This window comes from Streptomyces sp. NPDC023723, from assembly GCF_040639815.1.
Classification (GTDB): Bacteria; Actinomycetota; Actinomycetes; order Streptomycetales; family Streptomycetaceae; genus Streptomyces.
This window is the reverse complement of record NZ_JBFAAP010000028.1, coordinates 22,271-44,108: the sequence shown is the minus strand read 5'-3', so window position 1 is coordinate 44,108 and position 21,838 is coordinate 22,271. Positions and strand designations below refer to the sequence as shown.

Annotated in this window: 18 protein-coding genes and 1 pseudogene; 12 read left to right on the top strand and 7 right to left on the bottom strand. The window is 73.1% G+C overall.

Features of this window, described 5'->3' with window-relative positions; genetic code table 11:
- Positions 1-8 precede the first annotated feature (8 nt).
- From AB0G32_RS25735 to AB0G32_RS25700, 8 genes are all read left to right on the top strand, one after another.
- A complete protein-coding gene (locus AB0G32_RS25735; protein WP_361167736.1) occupies positions 9-2,036 on the top strand; it encodes a protein meaA in 2,028 nt (675 codons plus the stop codon).
- Positions 2,033-2,995, top strand: a complete 963-nt coding sequence (locus AB0G32_RS25730; RefSeq protein ID WP_361167733.1) for a CoA ester lyase — start codon at positions 2,033-2,035, stop codon at positions 2,993-2,995. The genes AB0G32_RS25735 and AB0G32_RS25730 overlap by 4 nt, the downstream gene beginning before the upstream one ends.
- A gap of 4 nt (positions 2,996-2,999) precedes the next feature.
- Complete coding sequence (locus AB0G32_RS25725; RefSeq protein ID WP_361167730.1) at positions 3,000-3,515, top strand: MaoC family dehydratase; 516 nt, start codon at positions 3,000-3,002, stop codon at positions 3,513-3,515.
- Entirely contained in the window at positions 3,515-4,720 is a 1,206-nt protein-coding gene (locus tag AB0G32_RS25720; RefSeq protein ID WP_361167727.1) for an acyl-CoA dehydrogenase family protein, read from the top strand. The genes AB0G32_RS25725 and AB0G32_RS25720 overlap by 1 nt, the downstream gene beginning before the upstream one ends.
- Positions 4,721-4,893: 173 nt before the next feature.
- Positions 4,894-5,550: a phosphatidylserine decarboxylase gene (locus AB0G32_RS25715; RefSeq protein WP_361167724.1), complete on the top strand. Its 657-nt coding sequence runs from the start codon at positions 4,894-4,896 to the stop codon at positions 5,548-5,550.
- 70 nt (positions 5,551-5,620) lie between these two features.
- Positions 5,621-6,403, top strand: a complete 783-nt coding sequence (gene pssA / locus AB0G32_RS25710; protein ID WP_189418541.1) for a CDP-diacylglycerol--serine O-phosphatidyltransferase — start codon at positions 5,621-5,623, stop codon at positions 6,401-6,403.
- Between the two features lie 314 nt (positions 6,404-6,717).
- The gene (locus tag AB0G32_RS25705; RefSeq protein ID WP_361167721.1) at positions 6,718-8,628 is read left to right on the top strand and encodes a hypothetical protein; all 1,911 of its coding nucleotides are present in this window, start codon (positions 6,718-6,720) and stop codon (positions 8,626-8,628) included.
- Positions 8,625-8,852, top strand: a complete 228-nt coding sequence (locus AB0G32_RS25700; RefSeq protein ID WP_361167718.1) for a hypothetical protein — start codon at positions 8,625-8,627, stop codon at positions 8,850-8,852. The genes AB0G32_RS25705 and AB0G32_RS25700 overlap by 4 nt, the downstream gene beginning before the upstream one ends.
- A gap of 53 nt (positions 8,853-8,905) precedes the next feature.
- Here the strand turns inward: AB0G32_RS25700 and AB0G32_RS25695 are convergent, their stop codons facing one another.
- Positions 8,906-10,060 (bottom strand): glycerate kinase, encoded by a 1,155-nt coding sequence (locus tag AB0G32_RS25695; protein ID WP_361167715.1) that lies wholly within the window; start codon positions 10,058-10,060, stop codon positions 8,906-8,908.
- Between the two features lie 133 nt (positions 10,061-10,193).
- On the opposite strand from AB0G32_RS25695, the gene AB0G32_RS25690 reads away from it, so the two are divergent.
- The 3 genes from AB0G32_RS25690 to AB0G32_RS25680 are packed head-to-tail and all read left to right on the top strand — an operon-like array spanning position 10,194 to position 11,837.
- Positions 10,194-10,688, top strand: coding sequence for an NUDIX hydrolase (locus tag AB0G32_RS25690; protein WP_361167712.1), 495 nt, complete (start codon positions 10,194-10,196; stop codon positions 10,686-10,688).
- A 40-nt stretch (positions 10,689-10,728) separates the two neighbouring features.
- Positions 10,729-11,457 (top strand): Sir2 family NAD-dependent protein deacetylase, encoded by a 729-nt coding sequence (locus AB0G32_RS25685; RefSeq protein ID WP_361167709.1) that lies wholly within the window; start codon positions 10,729-10,731, stop codon positions 11,455-11,457.
- Between the two features lie 14 nt (positions 11,458-11,471).
- Positions 11,472-11,837: a VOC family protein gene (locus tag AB0G32_RS25680; RefSeq protein ID WP_361167706.1), complete on the top strand. Its 366-nt coding sequence runs from the start codon at positions 11,472-11,474 to the stop codon at positions 11,835-11,837.
- Here the strand turns inward: AB0G32_RS25680 and AB0G32_RS25675 are convergent.
- The 3 genes from AB0G32_RS25675 to AB0G32_RS25665 all read right to left on the bottom strand — a co-directional run bounded on the left by AB0G32_RS25675 (position 11,834) and on the right by AB0G32_RS25665 (position 15,799).
- Positions 11,834-12,316 carry a methylated-DNA--[protein]-cysteine S-methyltransferase gene (locus AB0G32_RS25675; RefSeq protein ID WP_361167703.1) on the bottom strand — a complete coding sequence of 161 codons (483 nt, stop codon included), beginning with the start codon at positions 12,314-12,316 and terminating at the stop codon, positions 11,834-11,836. The two genes, AB0G32_RS25680 and AB0G32_RS25675, sit on opposite strands and share 4 nt — an antisense overlap.
- A gap of 11 nt (positions 12,317-12,327) precedes the next feature.
- Positions 12,328-13,800 carry an AlkA N-terminal domain-containing protein gene (locus AB0G32_RS25670; protein WP_361167895.1) on the bottom strand — a complete coding sequence of 491 codons (1,473 nt, stop codon included), beginning with the start codon at positions 13,798-13,800 and terminating at the stop codon, positions 12,328-12,330.
- 67 nt (positions 13,801-13,867) lie between these two features.
- Positions 13,868-15,799 carry a heavy metal translocating P-type ATPase gene (locus AB0G32_RS25665; protein WP_361167892.1) on the bottom strand — a complete coding sequence of 644 codons (1,932 nt, stop codon included), beginning with the start codon at positions 15,797-15,799 and terminating at the stop codon, positions 13,868-13,870.
- A 117-nt stretch (positions 15,800-15,916) separates the two neighbouring features.
- Here AB0G32_RS25665 and AB0G32_RS25660 point away from each other — a divergent pair, with 117 nt between their 5' ends.
- Positions 15,917-16,282, top strand: a complete 366-nt coding sequence (locus tag AB0G32_RS25660; RefSeq protein ID WP_361167700.1) for a metalloregulator ArsR/SmtB family transcription factor — start codon at positions 15,917-15,919, stop codon at positions 16,280-16,282.
- On the opposite strand, the gene AB0G32_RS25655 is transcribed toward AB0G32_RS25660, so the two are convergent.
- The 3 genes and pseudogenes from AB0G32_RS25655 to AB0G32_RS25645 all read right to left on the bottom strand — a co-directional run.
- Complete coding sequence (locus AB0G32_RS25655) at positions 16,257-17,117, bottom strand: DUF72 domain-containing protein (protein WP_361167697.1); 861 nt, start codon at positions 17,115-17,117, stop codon at positions 16,257-16,259. The genes AB0G32_RS25660 and AB0G32_RS25655 overlap by 26 nt on opposite strands.
- A 30-nt stretch (positions 17,118-17,147) precedes the next feature.
- On the bottom strand, positions 17,148-21,029 hold the full coding sequence (locus AB0G32_RS25650; RefSeq protein ID WP_361167694.1) for a glycoside hydrolase family 2 TIM barrel-domain containing protein: 3,882 nt from the start codon (positions 21,027-21,029) through the stop codon (positions 17,148-17,150).
- Positions 21,030-21,172: 143 nt separating this feature from the next.
- Positions 21,173-21,577, bottom strand: a pseudogene (locus AB0G32_RS25645) (ABC transporter ATP-binding protein); the annotation flags it as partial.
- Between the last annotated feature and the right edge of the window lie 261 nt (positions 21,578-21,838).

The window sequence follows — 21,838 nt, the reverse complement described above, 5'->3', positions numbered from 1 at the left end:
GTACGTAGATGAGCGAGCGTCAGAAGGACCGGCCGTGGCTGATGCGCACGTACGCCGGCCACTCGACCGCCGAGGCGTCCAACGAGCTGTACCGGCGCAACCTCGCCAAGGGCCAGACCGGTCTGTCGGTGGCGTTCGACCTGCCGACCCAGACCGGCTACGACGCCGACCACGTGCTGGCCCGCGGCGAGGTCGGCCGGGTCGGGGTGCCGGTCGCGCACCTCGGGGACATGCGCCGGCTGCTGCAGGACATCCCGCTGGAGCAGATGAACACCTCGATGACCATCAACGCCACGGCCATGTGGCTGCTGGCGCTCTACCAGGTCGTCGCCGAGGAGCAGGGCGCCGACCTCACCAGGCTCAGCGGCACCACCCAGAACGACATCGTCAAGGAGTACCTGTCCCGGGGCACGCATGTCTTCCCCCCGGGGCCCTCCCTGCGCCTGACCACCGACCTGATCGCCTACACGGTCACCCACCTGCCCCGGTGGAACCCGATCAACATCTGCAGCTACCACCTCCAGGAGGCGGGCGCCACGCCGGTGCAGGAGATCGCGTTCGCGATGTCCACCGCGATCGCCGTGCTGGACGCCGTGCGGGACAGCGGCCAGGTGCCGCGGGAGCGGATGGGGGACGTGGTCGGCCGGATCTCCTTCTTCGTCAACGCGGGCGTCCGCTTCGTCGAGGAGATGTGCAAGATGCGCGCCTTCAGCCGCATCTGGGACCGGATCACCCGTGAGCGGTACGGCATCGAGGACCCAAGGCAGCGCCGCTTCCGCTACGGCGTCCAGGTCAACTCGCTCGGGCTGACCGAGGCGCAGCCGGAGAACAACGTCCAGCGGATCGTGCTGGAGATGCTGGCCGTCACCCTGTCCAAGGACGCCCGCGCGCGGGCCGTGCAGCTGCCCGCCTGGAACGAGGCGCTCGGCCTGCCCCGGCCCTGGGACCAGCAGTGGTCGCTGCGCATCCAGCAGGTGCTGGCGTACGAGAGCGACCTGCTGGAGTACGGCGACCTGTTCGAGGGCTCGAAGGTGGTCGAGGCGAAGGTGTCCGAGCTGGTCGAGCAGGCCGGCGCCGAGATGGAGCGGATCGAGGAGATGGGCGGCGCGATGGCCGCCGTCGAGTCCGGTTATCTGAAGTCGCGGCTGGTGGCCTCGCACGCGGAGCGCCGGGCCCGGATCGAGTCGGGCCAGGAGAAGATCATCGGGGTCAACGCCTTCGAGTCCACCGAGCCCAGTCCGCTCACCGCCGACCTGGACACCGCGATCCACACCGTCGACCCGGCGGTGGAGGACCGGGTCGTCACCGCCCTGCGGCACTGGCGGGAGACCCGGTGGCAGCCGCCGTTCAACCATCCGCGGTGCAGTTCGGCGCTGGACCGGCTGAAGGAGGCGGCGCGCGGCACCGGCAACCTGATGGAGGCCACCCTGGAGTGCGCCCGCTGCGGGGTCACCACCGGCGAGTGGGCCGGGGCGCTGCGTGAGGTGTTCGGCGAGTTCCGGGCGCCGACGGGCGTGTCGGCGGCGCCGGTCGCGGTGGCCGCCGAGGCGGGCTCGGCGCTCGCGCAGGTCCGCGGCAGGGTCGAGGCGACCGCCCGCGACCTCGGCGTCGGCAAGCTGCGCTTCCTGGTCGGCAAGCCCGGTCTGGACGGGCATTCCAACGGGGCCGAGCAGATCGCCGTACGCGCCCGGGACGCCGGCTTCGAGGTGGTCTACCAGGGCATCCGGCTGACGCCCGAGCAGATCGTGGACGCCGCGCTCGCCGAGGACGTGCACGCGGTCGGCCTGTCGATCCTGTCCGGTTCGCACGCGCGGCTCGTCCCGGACGTGCTGGAACGGCTGCGTGTGGCCGGTGCCACAGATATCCCGGTGATTGCCGGTGGCATCATCCCCAGCAGTGACGCCGCGGCGCTGCGGGACGCCGGAGTGGCCGCGGTCTTCACCCCGAAGGACTTCGACATCACCGGCATCATCGGCCGGATCGTGGACGAGATCCGGCACGCGAACAAGCTCGACCCCCTGGAGGTCCCCGCATGACGACCGTCGACCGTCTCCGCCCCCGGCGCTCCTGCCTGGCGGTACCGGGCTCGAACCCGCGCTTCCTGGAGAAGGCCCAGGGCCTCTCCGCCGACCAGGTCTTCCTGGACCTGGAGGACGCCTGCGCGCCGCTGGCCAAGCCGGAGGCCCGGCACACCATCGTCAAGTTCCTCAACGAGGGCGACTGGACCGGCAAGACGCGGGTGGTGCGGGTCAACGACTGGACCACCGAGTGGACGTACCGGGACGTCGCCACGGTCGTCGAGGGCGCGGGCCCGAACCTGGACTGCATCATGCTGCCGAAGGTCCAGGACGCCCAGCAGATCGTCGCCCTCGACCTGCTCCTCACCCAGATCGAGAAGACGATGGGCTTCGAGGTGGGCCGGATCGGCATCGAGGCGCAGATCGAGAACGCGCGCGGCCTGAACAACGTCAACGCGATCGCCGAGGCGTCCCCGCGCATCGAGACGATCATCTTCGGCCCGGCCGACTTCATGGCGTCCATCAACATGAAGTCCCTGGTGGTGGGCGAGCAGCCGCCCGGCTACGACGCGGACGCCTACCACTACATCCTGATGAAGATCCTGATGGCCGCGCGCGCCAACGACCTCCAGGCGATCGACGGCCCCTACCTGCAGATCAAGAACGTGGACGGCTTCCGCGCGGTGGCCGGCCGCGCCGCCGCTCTCGGCTTCGACGGCAAGTGGGTGCTGCACCCGGGCCAGGTGGAGGCGGCCAACGAGGTCTTCTCGCCGTCCCAGGAGGACTACGACCACGCCGAGCTGATCCTGGACGCGTACGACTACTGCACGTCCGAGGCGGGCGGCAAGAAGGGCTCGGCGATGCTCGGCGACGAGATGATCGACGAGGCCAGCCGCAAGATGGCACTGGTCGTCTCGGGCAAGGGCCGGGCGGCGGGCCTGCGGCGCACCTCGAAGTTCGAGATCCCGGAGGGCTGAGGCGATGCGGTTCGGACGCACCTACGAGGAGTTCGAGGTCGGCGCGGTCTACAAGCACTGGCCAGGCAAGACGGTGACCGAATACGACGACCACCTCTTCTGCCTCCTCACCATGAACCACCATCCGCTGCACCTGGACGCCAACTACGCCGAGTCCACGACCGACTTCGGCAAGAACGTGGTGGTCGGCAACTACATCTACTCCCTGCTGCTCGGCATGTCCGTCCCGGACGTCTCCGGCAAGGCGATCGCCAACCTGGAGATCGAGTCGCTCAAGCACGTGGCGCCCACCTTCCACGGCGACACGGTCTACGGCGAGACCACCGTGCTGGACAAGTGGCCGTCCCGGTCCAAGGACGACCGCGGGATCGTGCACGTGGAGACCAGGGGCCACAAGCAGGACGGCACGCTGGTGTGCGTGTTCCGCCGCAAGGTGATGGTGCCCACCGAGACGTACATCAAGGAACGCGGCGGAGAACAGCCGGGCCGCCCCGAGCCGAGGGAACAGGGGAAGAGGTAATGGCGCGACTCGCCCGGACGGCCGGTCTGACCGACGTCCAGCAGGAGATCCTGTCCACCGTCCGGGACTTCGTCGACAAGGAGATCCTCCCGGTCGCCACCGAGCTGGAGCACCGCGACGAGTACCCGCAGGCCATCGTCGACGGCCTGCGCGAACTGGGCCTGTTCGGCCTGATGATCCCCGAGGAGTACGGCGGCCTGGGCGAGTCCCTGCTGACGTACGCGCTGTGCGTCGAGGAGATCGCCCGCGGCTGGATGTCGGTGTCCGGCATCATCAACACGCACTTCATCGTGGCGTACATGCTCAAGCAGCACGGCACCCAGGAGCAGAAGGACCACTTCCTGCCCCGGATGGCCGCCGGTGACATCCGCGGCGCGTTCTCGATGTCGGAGCCGGCCCTCGGCTCGGACGTGTCGGCGATCACCTCCAAGGCGGTGCGGGAGGGCGACGAGTACGTCCTGACCGGCCAGAAGATGTGGCTGACCAACGGCGGTACGTCGTCCCTGGTGGCCGTGCTCGTCCGCAGTGAGGAGGGTCACCCGGAGGGGACCGCCCCGCACAAGTCGATGACCACGTTCCTGGTGGAGAAGGAACCCGGGTTCGGCGAGGTCCGCCCCGGGCTGACCATCCCCGGGAAGATCGACAAGATGGGCTACAAGGGCGTCGACACCACCGAGCTGATCATGGACGGACTGCGCATTCCGGCCGATCGGGTGCTCGGCGGCAGCACCGGCCGAGGTTTTTACCAAATGATGGACGGTGTCGAGGTGGGCCGCGTCAACGTGGCGGCCCGCGGCTGCGGCGTCGCCCAGCGCGCCTTCGAACTCGGCATCGGCTACGCCCAGCAGCGGCACACCTTCGGCAAGCAGATCGCCCAGCATCAGGCCATCCAGTTCAAGCTGGCCGAGATGGCTACCAAGGTGGAGGCCGCGCATGCGATGATGGTGAACGCTGCACGCAAAAAGGACTCCGGCGAACGAAACGACCTGGAAGCGGGGATGGCCAAGTACCTCGCGTCCGAGTACTGCAAGGAGGTCGTGGAGGACGCCTTCAGGATCCACGGCGGGTACGGCTTCTCCAAGGAGTACGAGATCGAGCGTCTCTACCGCGAGGCGCCGATGCTGCTGATCGGTGAAGGGACCGCCGAGATCCAGAAAATGATCATCGGCCGCAGGCTGCTTGAGGAATATCGATTCCAGGGCTAGATGTCCGGATACGGGGTGTTTTCTTGGAGAAGAAGATCACACCCCGTAGGCGTGTCTCGGCCTTCGACTCCACTTCCTGGCTTACCCAGTTGTGGCACGTACCCGCTACGATCGCGAGAAAGCCGCCGTCCCCCGTTTCCGAAGCGCGGCATCATCCGCTACGAAGGTCATCCATGCCCCACAGCCAAACCTCTGCACCCAGCGACCGCCTCGCCGGCGTACGCCTCGCGCGCGGAGCATCGCCGTGGCTCCTGCCGACCGTCGCGACCGCGGCCGTCAGCCTGCTGCGCGCCCGCCGCTCGGGTGCCGCCAAGGCCGTCGCCGTCCCCGCCACCGCGCTCGCGGCGGGGATGCTGTGGTTCTTCCGCGACCCCGAGCGCGAGATCGCCCCGGGCCGGGTCATCTCGCCCGCCGACGGCGTGGTGCAGAGCATCATGCCGTGGAAGGACGGCCGGACCCGCGTCGCCATCTTCATGAGCCCGCTCAACGTGCACGTGAACCGCGCCCCGCTGGCCGGCGCGGTGACCTCGGTCGAGCACGTGCCCGGCGGTTTCGTCCCCGCTTTCAACAAGGAGAGCGAGAACAACGAGCGCGTCGTCTGGCACTTCGACACCGAGCTCGGCGACATCGAGATGATCCAGATCGCCGGCGCGGTGGCCCGTCGCATCGTCCCCTACGTGCCGCAGGGCACCAAGGTCGAGCAGGGCGAGCGGATCGGCCTGATCCGGTTCGGCTCGCGCGTCGACCTCTATCTGCCGGAGGGTGTGGAGGTGGCGGTCGAGGTCGGTCAGAAGACCGTGGCTGGGGTGACTCGCATTGACCGTGATTGATCCGGATACCAAGGCCGGCTGGGTGCCGGAGGCCGCCGACGAGGTCGACGAGGTGTTCGAAGAGGAGGAGATGCCGCTCTCGCTCCGTCTGTCGATAGCGGACACCCTCACCCTCGGCAACGCCACGTGCGGGTTCATGGCGGTGTACTTCACCACCACCGGCATCCTCATTCCGCACCTCCAGGGCAGCCAGGAGACCGGCATGGCGCGGCACAGCGCCGCGACCGCCGTGATCCTCATGCTCTGCGCGGCGGTCTTCGACCTCTTCGACGGCCTGGTCGCGCGCAAGCTGCGGTCCTCGCCGATGGGCGCGGAGCTGGACAACCTTTCCGACCTGATCAGCTTCGGCCTGGCGCCGGCCTACTTCGTCCTCGTCTACGGCATGGTCGCGGACGACGCGCACCAGCGCCTCGCGGCGGTCGGGGCGATCGTGGTGCTGCTGGCGGTGGTGCTGCGGCTGGCGAGATTCTCCTGCGTCACGGTGAAGGACGGCACGTTCCAGGGCATGCCGTCGCCGTTCGGCGCGCTGACCGTCGTGTCGATCGTGCTGCTCGAGCTGCCGTTCGTGGCGACCGTGCTGGCGATCGTCGGGACCGCCTGGCTGATGGTGAGCCGGGTTGAGTACCCGAAGCCGCGGGGGCGTCTCGCGGTGGCGATGCTGTCGTGGATCGTGCTGTCGATGGGGCTGCTGGCCGGGTGGGCGTTCGACGCGCCGAGCGGGCAGCTGCTGCTCCAGACGGGCTGTGCGTTGCAGCTGGTCATGGGCGCGGTGATTCCGCTGTTCGCGACGGCTCGGCGGGTGAACAACTTCCGTGACAACCGGCGGGAGGCGCGGGCGGCGCAGTTGCCGTAGCGCTTCGTCGTCTTCCCGTGTGGCCCCGGACCCGAGTGGTCCGGGGCCACACGTGTCCCCGGGCATCGCCGCGCCACCTTCCGCCACGCGCGGTGAGGGCCGCGTTACGGGAAGTCATGACGGGCCGGTGGTCCGGTCGCCATGATGGATGAGCGGGAGGGGCGGGGGCGGGGGGACGGGGGCGGAAAAGATCTTCGTCGACTTCTCCGGAAAGTGTCGGGAGAACGGCCGCCGGCGCGACTACTTCGCGGACAGCGCGTCGGAGGCGACGCGCGCGGGACCGCCGAAGGGCGGGGAAGCGAGCGGTGAGGGCCATGAAGGCTGCCGAACAGCGTCTGGTCGAGCGGTACTGCAGGGGGGACAAGGAGGTGCGGGACCGGATGGCCCGGCAGCTCCGCGTCGGGCCGGACGGCGGGACGGCCGAGGAGCGCCACGAGGCGGCACGTGTCCTCGTCGCCTGCACGCGCAGGGGCGACAACGCGGCCTGCGGACTGCTGATGGCGCGGTTCGAGGGAGTACTGCGCCGCCAGGCGGCGAAATACGTCGGAGGGCGATGGCACCTGATCGAAGACGCCGTCGCGGACGCCTTCTCCGCCCTGGCGACCGGCCGCCAGGAGATCGACAGTGTGGAGGCATGGCTGCTGACGGCCGTCAGGTACCGGGCGCTCGCCGCCGTCCGCAGGGCGGAGCGCGAAAGGCCGACCGACCCCGTGCTGCTGTCCGTACGGGCGGGGACGGCCGCTCAGGCGGAGCAGGCGCCCGGGGAGCTGCTGATGGCCTTGCAAACGCTGAACGACACCAAGCGGTTCCTCTCCGAGCGGGACCAGCGACTGCTCGACGAGCTGTGGACCGAGCAGGACAGCGGCACGCCGACGCGGGAGCTGGCGGCGGAACACGGCCTCTCCGAGGACACCTACGGCACCCGGCGCAGGCGGGCCCGGACGCGGGCGCAGGAGGCCATGCTGGTCCTGCACCTGTTGTCGGCGCCGGAGCTGCCGGACTGCGCGGAACTGCGGAACATCCTGGCCGCCGACAAGCAGGCACGCCGTCTCCTCGCCGGTGCCGTGTGCCTGGGGACGGCGGAGGTACTGATCCGGCCGCTGCTGCGCGCCAAGGTGGCCGCCCACCTGAGCGACTGCGACGCCGAGGACGCCTGCGCGGGCCGCCGCAAGAAGTGGTCGAAGATCCCCGTCGTCCTCCTGGTGCCCTCCGCGGAGCTACGAGACCGGATGCGCGCCGTCTGCGACGAACTGGCCCGGGAACCCGCGACGCGGTCGGTCAGGGCGGCCCGGCCCCGGCGGGGACGGTCCCCCGAAGGTGTCCGGGCGGTGTCCCCGTCCCGGCGGTCCCACCGGCTGGCGAAGACGATCGGCGCGTGTGCCGTCGCCGGACTCGCCGTGGTGGCCCTGCGCGCACAGCCGGCGGACCTGAGCGGGCTGCCCTGGCCGGAGGCCCTGCCCAGGCCGGACGCGCTGAGCGGTCCCGCGACGACGGCCGAGGCCGACGGCGGGCGGGAAGGCGGCGACGACGGACCGTCCGGAGAGCAGCGGACCCCCGGCGGCACCGGCGACGGGAAGGGCCCCCGGGACGGCCACCGGTCGGGCGAGGACGACGCGCCGGACGGCGGCGAGGACTCCGGCCCGGCGGGCGAAAACCCCAGCGGCTCCGGTGACCCCGGTGACTCCGGTGACTCCGAGAGCCCTGGCGATCCCGAGGGCCCTGGCGATCCCGACCCCGGTGACTCCGACCCCGGTGACTCCGAGAACCCTGGCGATCCCGGCGACCCCGGCGACCCCGGTGGCGGGAGTGGCGGCGGTGTCACCGAAGAGCCGCAGGACACCACCGGCCCCACCGTCTGGCTCGCCGGGCCGGCCACCGACGCGGTCGGCCAGCAGGTCCTCGGCAGCGGCGACGTGATCATGGAGACCTGCGGGCCGGCCGGGACACCCACGACCTACAGCGTGCGGGTCGGTGCCTGGGACCCCTCCGGAGTCGCCCGCGTCTTCCTGGTCGTCCGGCACCCCTCCGACGGGACGTTCTTCTCCAACGACGGAGTGGCCGACGGCGACGCCGTCCGGTTCGACGTACCCGCCTACCGGACCGGGCCCAGGCCCTCGCGTACGGTCCCGTTGAGCGTCTCCGTCCTGGCCAAGGACAACCGCGGCAACATCACGGACACCGGACTGGCGACGGTCACCCTGCACGAGTGCGGAGAGCCCGGATGACGGACCGACGCTGCGGGCACCCGCCCGCCACGCCCCCGGCACCCACCCCGTTCCTGACCCTGCACACCGCCGTCGTGCTCGTCGCGGCGGCTCTGATCGGCCTGGTCGTCGGCGGCCTCACCTTCCTCGGCGGCACTCCCACCGCGGGCGCCGCCCTGGCCGGGCTGATCGCCGGCGGGGCCGGCGTGCCGGCCCTGCGCACGTTGATCGGTACGAGTGAGTGAGACGTGCCGGGGGCCGGCCCGGGCCGGCCCCCGGCAGCCGGCCGGGACGCCGGTCAGACCAGGAAGTCCCGCGCGATCCGCTCGGCGACCCGTTCCAGGATGGGCCCCGCCTCCGCGATGCAGGTCGCCACGTCCGGCTCCTCCTCCGTCAGCGGATAGGCCCGCCGGATACCGACCCGCCCCAGCGTCTGCGGCGCCAGCGCCAGCCGCCCGCACACCGCGACGACCTCCTTGCCGGCCGCCCGCGCCGCCGCCGCGACCCCGGCAGGGGCCTTCCCGTGCGGGGTCTGCGCGTCCAGCGACCCCTCCCCGGTGATCACCAGCTCGGCCCGCTCCAGCGCCGGGGCGAAGCCCAGCACGTCCAGCATCACCTCGATGCCGGGCCGGAACCGCGCGCCCAGCAGCAGGGCGCCGTAGCCGATGCCGCCCGCCGCGCCCGCGCCCGGCGCCCCCGCGCACTCGGCCGCCCGCGGCCCCACCGCCTCTTCCAGCACCTGCGCGAAGTGCGCCAGCGCCGCGTCCAGGGTCTCCACATCGTCCGGCGAGGCGCCCTTCTGCGGTCCGTAGACGGCGGCGGCGCCCTTCGGCCCGGTCAGCGGATTGTCGACGTCACTGGCGAGGACCAGGTCCACGGCGGACAGCCTCGGGTCCAGACCGGACAGGTCCGCCGAGGCGACCTCTGCCAGACCGCCGCCGCCCGGCGGCACCGGCTCCCCCTCCCCGTCCAGGAACCGCGCGCCCAGCGCCGACAGCATCCCGGCGCCGCCGTCCGTGGTCGCGCTGCCGCCGACCCCGAACACGATGGTCCGCGCGCCCGCGTCCAGCGCGGCCCGCAGCAGTTCCCCGGAGCCGTACGTGGACGCCGTCAGCGGTGCGAAGACCCCGGCCGGCAGCCGCTGCAGCCCGCTCGCCTCGGCCATCTCCACGATCGCCGTACCGTCGCGAAGCGCGAACGCCGCCGGCACCTCCGCGCCCAGCGGCCCGGCGACCCGTATCTCCCGGCGCTCGAACCCGGCGGCGACCGCGGCGGCCACCGTGCCGTCCCCGCCGTCGGCCACCGGCAGTGCCTCCACCCGCACGTCCGGCACGACACGGCGCAGTCCGGCCGCCACCCGCTCGGCGACCTCGACGGCCGTCAGCGACCCCTTGAACTTGTCCGCGGCGACGAGAACCCGCCGGGTCCCGCCGTCCACCGCAGCCTCAGCCACCCTGATCTCCCCTTGCTCATCAGGCCTCGCGCACGTCAGCGCACGTCAAGGCAGTCGCGCCGTTGTGACCTTAACCGCAGCGCCCCCTCGGCGTCATGCCCCGCCGCCGCCCCGGCCGGTTACCCTGCGGTGGATGACCACTCTTGATTACGCCACGTACATCGCCGGCCTGCCCCGCGTGCTGGCCGGCGCCGCCGCCCTGATCCGGGACGCCGAGGGCCGGGTGCTGCTGGTCGAGCCCAACTACCGGGAGGGCTGGGCGCTGCCGGGCGGGACCGTCGAGTCCGACGACGGGGAGACGCCCCGCGAGGGCGCCCGGCGGGAGACGGCCGAGGAGATCGGCCTCGACGTCACCCTGGGCCGGCTGCTCGCGGTGGACTGGGTGGGCGGGACGGACCGGCCGCCGATCGTGGCGTACCTCTACGACGGCGGGGTCCTGGCCGAGGACGACTTCAAGGCCATCCGCCTCCAGGAGGCGGAGCTGCTCTCCTGGCGTCTGGTGTCCCGGGAGGACCTGTCCGCCCACCTGCTCGGCGCCACGCACGGCCGGGTGCTGGCCGCGCTGGACGTGCTGGCCGACGGCTCGGGGACGGCGGAGCTGGAGAACGGGCGCCGGGTGGACCGATAACGGCTCGCGTCCGTCGCGCGCGGCGCCCTACGCTCGCCGCATGACCGGCAAGCCCCTCGTCGCCCTGCTCACCGGCGCCGGTGTGTCCACCGACTCCGGCATCCCCGACTACCGCGGCCCGAACGGCCTGTGGCGGCGCGATCCCGAGGCCGAGAAGCTCGTGACCTACGAGTACTACATGGCCGACCCGGAGATCCGGCGGCGGGCCTGGCTGATGCGGCGGGACGGCGAGGCGCTGGCCGCCCGGCCCAACGCCGCGCACCGGGCCGTCGCCGGGCTGGAGCGGGTCGGGGTGCCGGTGCGGGTGCTCACCCAGAACGTGGACGGGCTGCACCAGCTCGCCGGGCTGTCCGCCCGCAAGGTGCTGGAACTGCACGGCACGGCGCGCGGCTACCGCTGCGCCGGGTGCCCTGCCCGGGGGCCGATGGCGGACGCCCTGGCGCGGGTGGCGGCCGGCGAGGCCGATCCGCCGTGCCGCGCGTGCGGGGGCGTGCTGCGGCCGGCCACCGTGATGTTCGGTGAGCGGCTCGATCCGGTGGTGCTCGGCGCGGCCGCGGCCGTCGCCAAGGCGTGCCAGGTGTTCATCGCGGTCGGCAGCAGTCTCCAGGTGCGGCCCGCCGCCGGGCTGGCCGGGGTCGCCGCCGACCACGGCGCGCGGCTGGTCGTGGTCAACGCGGAGCCGACGCCGTACGACGACCGGGCCGACGAGGTGGTGCGGGAACCGATCGGCACGGCGCTGCCGGAACTGCTGCGGAAGATTGCCGGGTAGCCCAGAATCCCCCCATGACCTCAGCGATCCGGCACACGACCATCAGCAGCAACGACGCCTACCGGCTGGCCGCCTTCTGGGCCGAGGTGCTCGGGCAGCCCCTGCAGGAGGACGATCACCCCGGCGATCCGGAGGCCCTCATCGAGGGCGCCGGTCTGCTGTTCGTCACCGTGCCCGAGGCCAAGGGCGCCGCCCGCAACCGGGTGCACCTCGACCTCCGGCCGCAGGACCGGACCCGGGACGAGGAGGTCGAGCGGCTGCTCGGTCTGGGCGCCACGCTGGTGGACGACCGGCGCGAAGCGGACGGGACCGGCTGGGCGGTGCTGGCCGATCCCGAGGGCAACGAGTTCTGTGTGGAGCGCGGCGCCGCCGAACGCTAGAAGAGACCCGCGCCGCGTTCGAAGTCCAGCAGTTGCCGCTTGCGCGCCACTCCGCCGCCGTAGCCGGTGAGGCTGCCGCTGGCGCCGATCACCCGGTGGCAGGGGACGATGATGCCGACGGGGTTGCGGCCGTTGGCGAGGCCGACGGCGCGGGAGGCGGCGGGGTTGCCGAGGGCGGCGGCGAGTTCGCCGTAGGTGCGGGTCTCGCCGTAGGGGATGGTGCGCAGGTGGTCCCAGACGGTGCGTTGGAAGGGTGTCCCGCGCAGGTTCAGGGCGAGGGTGAAGTCGCGCAGTTCGCCGGCGAAGTAGGACGCCAGTTGGTCCAGGGCGGCGCCGAACGGGCTGTCGTCGCGGGCGCCGAAGGTCTCCTCGGGCGGGCGGTGGCGCTGGTCGGTCATGTAGAGGCCGCACAGGGCGCCGTCCTCGGCGACCAGGGTGAGGGGGCCGTAGGGGCTGTCGGTGACGGTGTGCTGTCGCATCGGGAGGGTCCTCATACCGGCAGGAAGTTGATCGGGTGGTCGTCGGTCGCCCACAGGTACTGGACGGCGTACGCCCGCCAGGGCCGCCAGCCGGTCGCGCGGGCGGCGAGGGCGGCCGGGGTCGAGGGCAGGCCGAGGTGCTGGGCGGCGCGGCGGATGCCGAGGTCGGTGGGGAGGAAGGCGTCGGGGTCGCCGAGGGCGCGCAGGGCGATGACGTCGGCGGTCCAGGGGCCGAAGCCGGGCAGCGCGAGCAGCCGTTCGCGGGTGGCCGGCCAGTCGCTGTCCACGCCGAGGGCCAGCGAGCCGTCGGCCAGGTGGCGGACCAGGGTGGTGAGGGTGGCGCGGCGGGTGCGGGGCATGGCGAGGGTGCCGGGGTCGACCTCCGCCAGTGCCTCGGGGGTGGGGAACAGGTGGGTCAGGCCGCCCTCGGGGTCGTCGACCGGGTCGCCGTGCGCGGTGACCAGCCGGGCCGCGTGGGTGCGGGCGGCGGCGGTGGAGACCTGTTGGCCGAGGACCGCGCGGACCGCGAACTCCGCCGCGTCGACGGTGCGCGGGACGCGGCGGCCGGGTGCCTTGTCGACCAGGGGGGCCAGTACCGGGTCGGTGCGCAGCTGGCCGTCGACGGCGGCCGGGTCGGCGTCCAGGTCGAGGAGGCGGCGGCAGCGGCTGATGGCGACGGGCAGGTCGCGCAGGTCGGTGAGGGTGAGCCGGCAGGCGATGTGGTCGGGGGTGGGGGCCAGCGCGACGATGCCGTGGCCCCGGGGCAGGCGCAGGGTGCGGCGGTAGGCGCCCGTTCGCCACTCCTCCACGCCGGGGACGGCGGTGGCGGCCAGGTGGCCGAAGAGGTTGTCGGGGTTGAACGGGGTGCGGAACGGCAGGCGGAGGGTGAGCGCGCCGCCCGGGGCGCCGCCGGTGCCTTGTTCCGGGGCGCGGGTGCGGAGTTCTCCGGGAGTCAGGGCGAAGACCTCGCGGACCGTGTCGTTGAAGGTGCGCACGGAGGAGAAGCCGGCCGCGAAGGCGAGGTCGGCCATCGGCAGCCGGGTCGTCTCGATGAGCAGCCGGGCGGTCTGGGCGCGCTGGGCGCGGGCCAGGGCGAGCGGGCCCGCGCCCAGCTCGGCCCGCAGCTGGCGTTCGATCTGCCGGGTGCTGTAGCCGAGCCGGGCGGCGAGGCCGGGCACGCCCTCGCGGTCGACCACGCCGTCGGCAATCAGCCGCATGGCGCGGGCGGTGAGGTCGGCCCGCCGGTTCCACTCCGGGGAGCCGGGGCTGGTGTCGGGGCGGCAGCGCTTGCAGGCCCGGAAGCCCGCCTGCTGGCAGGCGGCCGCGCTCGGGTGGAACACCATGTTCGCCGGCTTGGGCGGCACCACCGGGCAGCTCGGGCGGCAGTAGATCCCGGTGGTCAGGACGGCCGTGAAGAACCAGCCGTCGAACCGCGCGTCCTTGGACCGGACGGCGCGCAGGCAGCGCTCGGTGTCGGTGTGCATCCCCATCTGCATACGTCCAGCATGGTGCACCGGGTCCGGCCGTTCCGGCGGGAATCCGACATCGTGCTCACGCGTCCTCGGCGGTCCCGGATCGCCAGGCGGACTCGCGCAGCAGCCGCAGCCCGTTCAGGCCGACCAGGACGGTCGAGCCCTCGTGGCCGGCGACGCCGAGCGGCAGCGGCAGGTGGCCGATCAGGTCCCACAGCACCAGGACGGTGATGAAGGTGCCCGCGATCACCAGGTTGCGCACCACCATGCGGCGGGCGGCGCGGGACAGGCGGACGACGGCCGGTACGGCGGTCAGCTCGTCGCGGACGATCACCGCGTCGGCGGTCTCCAGCGCCAGGTCGGAGCCGGCCCGGCCCATCGCGACACCCGCGTGGGCGACGGCCAGGGCGGGCGCGTCGTTGACGCCGTCCCCGACGAACAGCACCTTGCGGCCCTCGTCCTGAAGCCCCCGCACGGCGTCGGCCTTGTCCTGCGGGAACAGGTCGGCGCGCACGTCGGTGAGGCCGGTGGCCTCGGCGACGCGGGCGGCGGCGCGGGCGTTGTCGCCGGTCAGCAGGGTCGGCGGGGTGCCGTTGAGGGCGGTGAGCGCGGCGGTGGCCCCGGCGGCGTCGGGGCGCAACCGGTCGGTGAGGACGAGGGTGCCGACCGGGGTGCCGTCGCGGGTGACCTGGACGGTGGTGGCGGCCTCGGCGGCGGTGTCCGCGCGGCCGACGGTGACCGTGCGGCCCGCGACGGTGGCCGTCACGCCGTGGCCGGGGGTGGCGGTGAAGTCCTCGGCGCCGGCGAGGGCGAGGGAGCGGGTCCGGGCGGCGGCCACCACCGCGCGGCCGAGCGGGTGCTCGCTGGGCAGTTCGGCGGCGGCGGCGAGCGCGAGCAGCGCGTCCGCGTCGAGGCCGGCGCCGGGCAGCGGGCGTACGGCGGTGACCTCGGGGGTGCCCTCGGTGAGGGTGCCGGTCTTGTCCAGGGCGGCGGCGTCGATCTCGCCGAGCCGTTCCATCGCGACCGCCGACTTGACCAGGACGCCGTGCCGGCCGGCGTTGGCGATGGCGGACAGCAGCGGCGGCATGGTGGCCAGCACCACCGCGCAGGGCGAGGCGACGATCATGAAGGTCATGGCGCGCGGCAGGGCGTCGGTGAGGCCGGCGCCGAAGGCGAGCGGGAGGCCGAAGACCGCGAGGGTGGCGACGACCACGCCGACCGCGTAGCGCTGCTCGATCTTCTCGATGAACAGCTGGGTCGGCGCCTTGGTGCGGGACGCCTCCTCGACCAGGGCGACGATCCGGGCGATGACCGAGTCGGCGGGGTCGCGGGCGACGCGGACCCGCAGCGCGCCGGTGCCGTTGAGGGTGCCGGCGAAGACGTCGTCGCCGGGGGTCTTCAGGGCCGGGAGGGACTCGCCGGTGATGGTGGCCTGATCGACCTCGCCTGTGCCGTCCAGCACCGTGCCGTCGGCGCCGATCCGCTCGCCGGGGCGGACCAGCAGCGTGTCGCCGACGGCGAGGCCGGCGGTCGGGACGGTCTCCTCGGTGCCGTCCGCGCGCACCCGGGTCGCGGTGCCGGGGGCGAGGTCGAGCAGGCCGCGTACCGAGTCGGCGGTGCGGGCGGTGGCCAGGGCCTCCAGGGCGCCCGAGGTGGCGAAGATGACGATCAGCAGGCCGCCGTCGCGGACCTGGCCGATCGCCGCCGCGCCGAGCGCCGCGACGATCATCAGCAGGTCGACGTCGAGGGTCTTCTCGCGCAGTGCGCGCAGGCCCGCCAGGGCGGGTTCCCAGCCGCCGGCCAGGTAGGCGACGGCGTACAGCGGGCCGTACGCCCAGGCCGGGGTGCCGGTCAGGTCGAGGGCGAGGGCGGCCAGGAAGGCGAGCAGGGCGACGAGCGCCCAGCGGGCCTCGGGCAGGGCGAGCACCCGGGTGCGGCGGCGGAGCGCCGGGCGGCTGGGGGCCGCCGTGGGCGTGGTCGGGGCGAGGGTGGTGGACACGCCGCACACCATACAGGAACACATGAAGACTCATTCATTCGTTCATATGAATGGCCTCGTGAATGGCCTCTCTGAATGGCCTCCCGAGTGGTCACCCGTGTGGCCGCGGGCGGTGCGTAGGATGGCGGCATGGGTCACGGAGCCGCCGGCAGCACGCGCAACGCCGCACGCGTACGGCTGGACGCGGACAACGTCGCCAAGGTGGCCACCACCCTCCAGGCCCTGTCCACTCCGTCCCGGCTGCTGATCCTGGCCCGGCTGCGGGAGGGGCCGCTGCCCGCCACCGAGCTGGCGGCGGAGGTCGGCATGGAGCAGTCGGCGTGCTCGCACCAGTTGCGGCTGCTGCGCAACCTGGGTCTGGTGGTGGGCGAGCGGCGCGGCCGGTCGGTCGTCTACGCGCTGCACGACGACCACGTGGCCGAACTCCTCGACCAGGCCGTCTTCCACGTGGAGCACCTGCGGCTGGGGCTCAGCGACGCGGAGCCGGCCGGCTGAGCAGGTCCCGCATGGTCTCGGCGGCGCGGACCGCCGCGTCGGCGCAGCAGTTGTTGAACAGCACGTGCAGTTCGTCGGCCCGGTCGGCGGCCCGCCGCAGCCGGGGCAGCCAGGCGGCGAGTTCGGGCACGTCGTAGGCGTACCGGAAGCGGTCCTCCTTGCTGCCCCTGCCCCATGCCGGGCTGCGGCCGTGGAACCGTACGACGGCCAGGGCGCGGTGGGTGACCGGCAGGACGGGCGGCAGTGAACCGGGCAGCCCCTGCGCCATGTCCACGCCGACCGCGCTCGCGCCGAGGGCGGTGAGCAGCGCGGCGGTGTCCTCGGCCCGGTCCGCCGCCCACCAGCCCGGGTGCCGGAACTCCACCGCGAGCGGCCAGCCGGCGGTGCGCCGGGCGGTCGCCGTGAGCGTCTCCTCGGCGGCGGTGCCCGGCGCGAACCAGGGCGGGTACTGGAACAGCACGGCGGCCAGCCGCCCGGCCCGGCGCAGCGGTTCGACGGCGTACGCGAACCGGTCCCACACCTCGTCGAGAAGGGCCGGGCCGCGCTCGGCGCCGCGCAGGTCGGCCGGGAGCGCCTCGGGCCGGGTCGGGTGCCCGGTGAGCAGCGAGAACGCCTTGACGTCGAAGCGGAAGCCCTCGGGGGTGCGTTTTACCCACAGCTCGCTGTTGCGGCGGCTGGGCAACGCGTAGTACCCGGCGTCCACTTCGACGACGGGCAGCTTGGCGGCGTAGTGCCGCAGGCGCCCCTCGGCGTCCCGCCGTCCGCGCGGATACCAGCCGCTCGCGACCAGTTGCCGGTCCGTCCAGGAACACGCGCCGACCCGTACGTCACTCATGGGAGCCCGGTTACCCGGGCTCCCGGGCCGTCACTCGGCGGCCGTGGGGCGCCGCGCCAGCTCCGGCGCCTGCCGCACGTCACTGATCGGCCGCAGCCGGTAGGTGTACGCGTAGTCCCGGTCGGCGAAGAGTTTGAACTCGTCGTGGGTGTGCGCGCCCCAGCTGTTGTCCCCGCCGACGCCCATCTGACGGTGGTTCAGCCGCAGTACGACGGCGTCCCGCGGGGTCAGCTGGTAGTCGTGCCGTACGCCGGTCGACAGGTCCTCGGGGGTGAAGTGCGAGGCGTTGACCTCGAGCAGCGGTGCGCCGGTGGCGAGCAGCCCGGCGCCGCGCGCGTCGGTGAGGGCGACCCAGCGGACGTCGGTCTTGTTGCCGTTCTCCTGCGGGCGGATGTAGGGCGTCCACTGCGCGGCGACGGTCCCGGAGTACCGGCCGACGTCGGTGCCGGTGTTGCGGTCCCAGTGGTTCTCCTCGGGGCCGCGTCCGTACCAGTGCAGCCGGTCCAGGCGGCGCGGCAGGAAGAGCAGGCTGCCGACCTCGGGGAGGTACGGCAGGTTCGCGGCGCCCGGGTGCAGCGTGTGGTCGACCTTGATCTCGCCGTTGCCGAACACCGTGTAGGTGGTGGAGTACCCGGACTCGGTGGTGGTGGGCAGGGTGCCGGTCACCTTGATCTCGACCGCCCGGTCGCCGAGCTCCCGCACCTCGACGCCGGTCACCTTCCGGCGGGCGCCCGCGTCCCGCCAGGTCTGGTTGCGGGTGTGCTGGCCGTTGCCGTGGTCGTTGTCGGTGGGCGCCCGCCAGTAGTTGGGCACCGGTCCGGCAGTGATCAGCCGGGTGCCGCCGGACCGGTAGGAGGTGATGGTGCCGCTGCCCTTGTCGACGGTGACGGCGAAGTCCCGGCCGGTGACGGTGATCTCGTCGGCGCGCTCGCGCGAGCGCAGGGCGGGGACGCGGGCCGGCGGTACGGGGGTCACGGCGGGGGTGTCGGCGTCGAGCGGGAGCTGGACCCGGGCCACCTCGAAGCCGGCCTTCGCCCAGGGGGTCGGCTCCCTGGTGGTGAAGGAGAGCTGGAGGAAGTACTCGGTGCCGGGCGCGGGGTCGTCCGGCAGGGTCACCGGCAGGGTGATGTCCTTGCTGGACAGCGGGGCGACGGCCAGTTGGCCGCGGGTGAGCCGGCCGTGCCGGACGACCTCGCCGTCGGCGGCCAGTTCCCAGCGGGCGTCGAACTCGCCCAGGTCGGTGAACAGGTACTCGTTGACGAGGGTCACGGCACCCGGGCCGCCGGACCGGGCCCGTACGTCGACGGCCTGGTAGACGCGCTTGACCTCGGCGGCCTTGCCGGTGTGGCGGCGGTCGGCGATGAGCAGGCCGTCGGCGACGAAGGCCCCGTCGTTGGGGTTGTCGCCCCAGTCGCCGCCGTACGCCAGGAAGGTCTTCTCGTCCGGCCGCTCCCGGTCGGTGTCGACGTCGTCGGCGTCGAACCAGAAGCGCACGCCGTCGTCGTCGGACTCGCGGCCGTCGTCGGCGAGTTCGGCGGCGCCGAGGGCGCGGGCGTAGACCCGGGCCCGCCGGATCGTGCCGCTGAACTCGCGGGTCTGGTTGTCGGCGTCGGTGGCGAGGGCGAGCGGCGCGGTGTTCACCTCGGGGCGCCGGGTGGTGGCGCGGGTGGCCCGGACCGTGCCGTCGACGTACAGCGTCAGGGTGCCGGCGTCGGCGTCGAAGACCCCGGCGAGATGGTGCTCGCGGCCGGTCCAGTCGTCCGGCAGCGCCCAGCTGGCGGTGATCCACTGGCCGCCGGAGTAGATGAAGAACTCCAGGCTCCTGCCGTTCTGCTTCAGGGCGTACTGGGTGTCGCCCTTGGCGATGACGGGCTGGTGGTAGCCCAGGTAGTGCGGGGTGACCCAGGCCTCCAGGGTGAGGGAGCCGGTGAGGTCCAGGCGCTCGTCGCGGGCGAACAGGGTGCCGCCGGACAGGCCCGCGTCCTCGTCGAAGGAGCCGCTGGGGTTGATGATCTCGCCGCGCAGCCGGGCCGGGCCACTCTCCCTGAGCCGGGTGCGGGCGGGGACCGGCCAGGTCAGCGACTGGTCGACGAAGTCCCAGATCCAGCCGCCCTGGAGCACGTCGTGGGCGCGGACGACGTCCCAGTACTTCTTGAAGTTGCCGGTGGAGTTGCCCATCGAGTGGGCGTACTCGATCATCACGTACGGGCGGGTGTCGGAGGTGTCCCGCGCGCGCTGCTCGACCCGCTGCGGGGTGTCGTACATCTCGGAGCGGATGTCGCTGATGCCGGGGCGGTCGTCGCCCTCGTACTGGATGACCCGGGTGGGGTCGTAGGAGCGGATCCAGTCGTGCATGGCGGTGAAGGTGGAGCCGGTGCCCGCCTCGTTGCCGAGCGACCAGATGACCACCGAGGGGTGGTTCTTGTCGCGGTGCACCATGTTCTGGGCGCGGGCCACGCAGGCGGCGCTCCACTCGGGGTGGCGGCCGGGGTACTGGTCGCGGATGCCGTGCGTCTCCAGGTTGGTCTCGTCGACCAGGTAGAGGCCGTACTCGTCGGCGAGTTCGTACCACAGCGGGTGGTTCGGGTAGTGCGAGGTGCGGACGCTGTTCATGTTGAGCCGCTTGATGAGGGTGATGTCCTCGACCAGGTCCGCGCGGCTGAGGGCGGTGCCGCGGTCCGGGTGCATCTCGTGGCGGTTGGTGCCGCGCAGCGAGACCGGCCTGCCGTTGATCCGCATCAGGCCGTCCTTGAGCGCGAACTCCCGGAAGCCGACCCGGTGCGAGAGGGTCTCGGTCACCTTTCCGGCGGGGTCGCGCAGCCGCAGCACGGCCGTGTAGAGGTGCGGCTGCTCGGCCGACCACAGCTGCGGCGCGGATACGGCTCTGGTGGCGCGTACGGTGACGTCCTGCCCGGCGCCGGCCGTGCCGAGGTCGGCGGCGGTGCGCAGCGGCCGGGACCAGACGGCGTGGCCGCGGGTGTCGTAGAGCTGGGTCTCCACGGTGTAGCGCCCGGCGTCACCGCCGCCGTAGGCCCGGACGCTGGCGGTGACGGCCAGTTCGGCGTCGGTGTACGTGTCGTTCAGCGGGGTGTCCAGGCGGAAGTCGCGCAGGTGGACGGCCGGGGTGGAGTACAGGTAGACCGAGCGGAAGATGCCGCTCAGCCGGATCATGTCCTGGTCCTCCAGCCAGTCGCCGTCGGCGTAGCGGTAGACCTCGACGGCGATGTGGTTGGTGCCGGGCTGGAGGTGGTCGGTGATGTCGTACTCGGACGGGGTGTAGGAATCCTCGTCGTAACCGGCCAGTTCGCCGTTGATCCATACGTAGTGCGCCGATTTGACGCCTTCGAAGTGCAGGAAGGTGCGGCGGCCCGTCCAGTCCCCGGGGACGGTGAAGGTGCGGCGGTACTGGCCGACCGGGTTGCGGCGGGTGGGCGCGGCGGGCGGCTGCGGTTCCTCGCCCAGGCCGTTCGGGCCCCAGTAGGGGTAGGTGATGTTCAGGTAGATCGGCCGGTCGTGGCCGTGCAACTGCCAGACGGACGGCACCGGGATGGTGTCCCAGTCGCCGTCGTCGAGGTCGGGGCGGTGGAAGTCGGCGTCCCGGTCCTCGGGGCGGTCGGCGTAGGCGAACTTCCAGGTGCCGTCGAGGGAGCGGCGGTACGGCGAGTCGGTGCGGTCGGCGGCCAGGGCCTGCCGGACGTCCGCGTACGGCATGAGGGTGGTGTGCGGCGGCTCGGTGCCGAGCCGGAAGACACCGAAGTCCTGCCACTGCGGCGGGCTGTCCTGGGCGGCCGCGTGGGCCCTGAGCGGGGGTGCGGACAGGGCGAGCGCGCCGAGGACGGCGGCGCCGCCCTCCAGGAGGCGGCGGCGGCTGACGACCGGGGGCACGACGGAGGAGAGAGGCGGGTGCGGCATGACCGTGGCCTTCCGTGGGATTCGGTGGGCGGCTCAACGCACGGTGCGCGGACGGCGGTTGCTCGGGAGGTGCGTGGCAACTGCCGGTGAGGGAGCGACTACTGAAACAAACACGGTCACCCTAGGACCCGGACACAACCGAATCAATCACCCCGTCGGACTTTGTGCGGTCCTGGGGGAGACGGCTGGTCCGGTGGCCGGTGCGCGGGCCAGTCGACCGTGCGGTCGCACCAGCGGCCCAGCAGGACCCGGTCGTGGCCGGCGGCCGGCAGGCCCGCGCCGGTCGCGGCGCGGTACTCCTCGACCACCGCGATCAGCGCGGCGGTGGTGGACGCGTCGAGCATCGCGGTCATCTCGTCGCACACCAGCCGGCGCGGGCGCGGCACCGGGGCCCGGGCCGGACAGGCCCGCTGCGACTGGCCGTCGCTGACCTCGGGCGGGCGGCGGCCCGGCAGGTCGCCGGTGAGGCCGACGGCCAGCTCGGTGACCCGGCCGGTGAGTCCGGCGCGGCGGCCGGTGGCGCGCAGCGGTTCGGCGGTCAGGTCGGCCGTGGCCGGGGGTCGGCGGCCGCCGCCGGGCAAACTCGGCGACCTGCCCGCCGGCTGTGCCTTCGCTGCCCGCCGCCCGCAGCGACCGCGCCACCGACGCCTGCGGCACCCCGCCGCAGCGGTCCGGCACGGTCGCCCGCCACCATCCGCACCCCACCGCGGGTGGCGGGGGCCGGGCGGGCCGAAGAACGCGGGGGGACTCGGCGCCCTTCGCGTCACCGCCGCCCCCGGTCGGGGGCGAGCAGGCGCCGACGCCCACGG

Bases quoted from the DNA above. Each gene is read 5' to 3' on its own strand.
- AB0G32_RS25735 (WP_361167736.1), top strand. From the start codon at position 9: ATGAGCGAGCGTCAGAAGGACCGGCCGTGGCTGATGCGCACGTACGCC.
- AB0G32_RS25730 (WP_361167733.1), top strand. From the start codon at position 2,033: ATGACGACCGTCGACCGTCTCCGCCCCCGGCGCTCCTGCCTGGCGGTA.
- AB0G32_RS25725 (WP_361167730.1), top strand. From the start codon at position 3,000: ATGCGGTTCGGACGCACCTACGAGGAGTTCGAGGTCGGCGCGGTCTAC.
- AB0G32_RS25720 (WP_361167727.1), top strand. From the start codon at position 3,515: ATGGCGCGACTCGCCCGGACGGCCGGTCTGACCGACGTCCAGCAGGAG.
- AB0G32_RS25715 (WP_361167724.1), top strand. From the start codon at position 4,894: ATGCCCCACAGCCAAACCTCTGCACCCAGCGACCGCCTCGCCGGCGTA.
- pssA (WP_189418541.1), top strand. From the start codon at position 5,621: ATGCCGCTCTCGCTCCGTCTGTCGATAGCGGACACCCTCACCCTCGGC.
- AB0G32_RS25705 (WP_361167721.1), top strand. From the start codon at position 6,718: ATGAAGGCTGCCGAACAGCGTCTGGTCGAGCGGTACTGCAGGGGGGAC.
- AB0G32_RS25700 (WP_361167718.1), top strand. From the start codon at position 8,625: ATGACGGACCGACGCTGCGGGCACCCGCCCGCCACGCCCCCGGCACCC.
- AB0G32_RS25690 (WP_361167712.1), top strand. From the start codon at position 10,194: ATGACCACTCTTGATTACGCCACGTACATCGCCGGCCTGCCCCGCGTG.
- AB0G32_RS25685 (WP_361167709.1), top strand. From the start codon at position 10,729: ATGACCGGCAAGCCCCTCGTCGCCCTGCTCACCGGCGCCGGTGTGTCC.
- AB0G32_RS25680 (WP_361167706.1), top strand. From the start codon at position 11,472: ATGACCTCAGCGATCCGGCACACGACCATCAGCAGCAACGACGCCTAC.
- AB0G32_RS25675 (WP_361167703.1), bottom strand. From the start codon at position 12,316: ATGCGACAGCACACCGTCACCGACAGCCCCTACGGCCCCCTCACCCTG.
- AB0G32_RS25670 (WP_361167895.1), bottom strand. From the start codon at position 13,800: ATGCACACCGACACCGAGCGCTGCCTGCGCGCCGTCCGGTCCAAGGAC.
- AB0G32_RS25665 (WP_361167892.1), bottom strand. From the start codon at position 15,799: ATGGTGTGCGGCGTGTCCACCACCCTCGCCCCGACCACGCCCACGGCG.
- AB0G32_RS25660 (WP_361167700.1), top strand. From the start codon at position 15,917: ATGGGTCACGGAGCCGCCGGCAGCACGCGCAACGCCGCACGCGTACGG.
- AB0G32_RS25655 (WP_361167697.1), bottom strand. From the start codon at position 17,117: ATGAGTGACGTACGGGTCGGCGCGTGTTCCTGGACGGACCGGCAACTG.
- AB0G32_RS25650 (WP_361167694.1), bottom strand. From the start codon at position 21,029: ATGCCGCACCCGCCTCTCTCCTCCGTCGTGCCCCCGGTCGTCAGCCGC.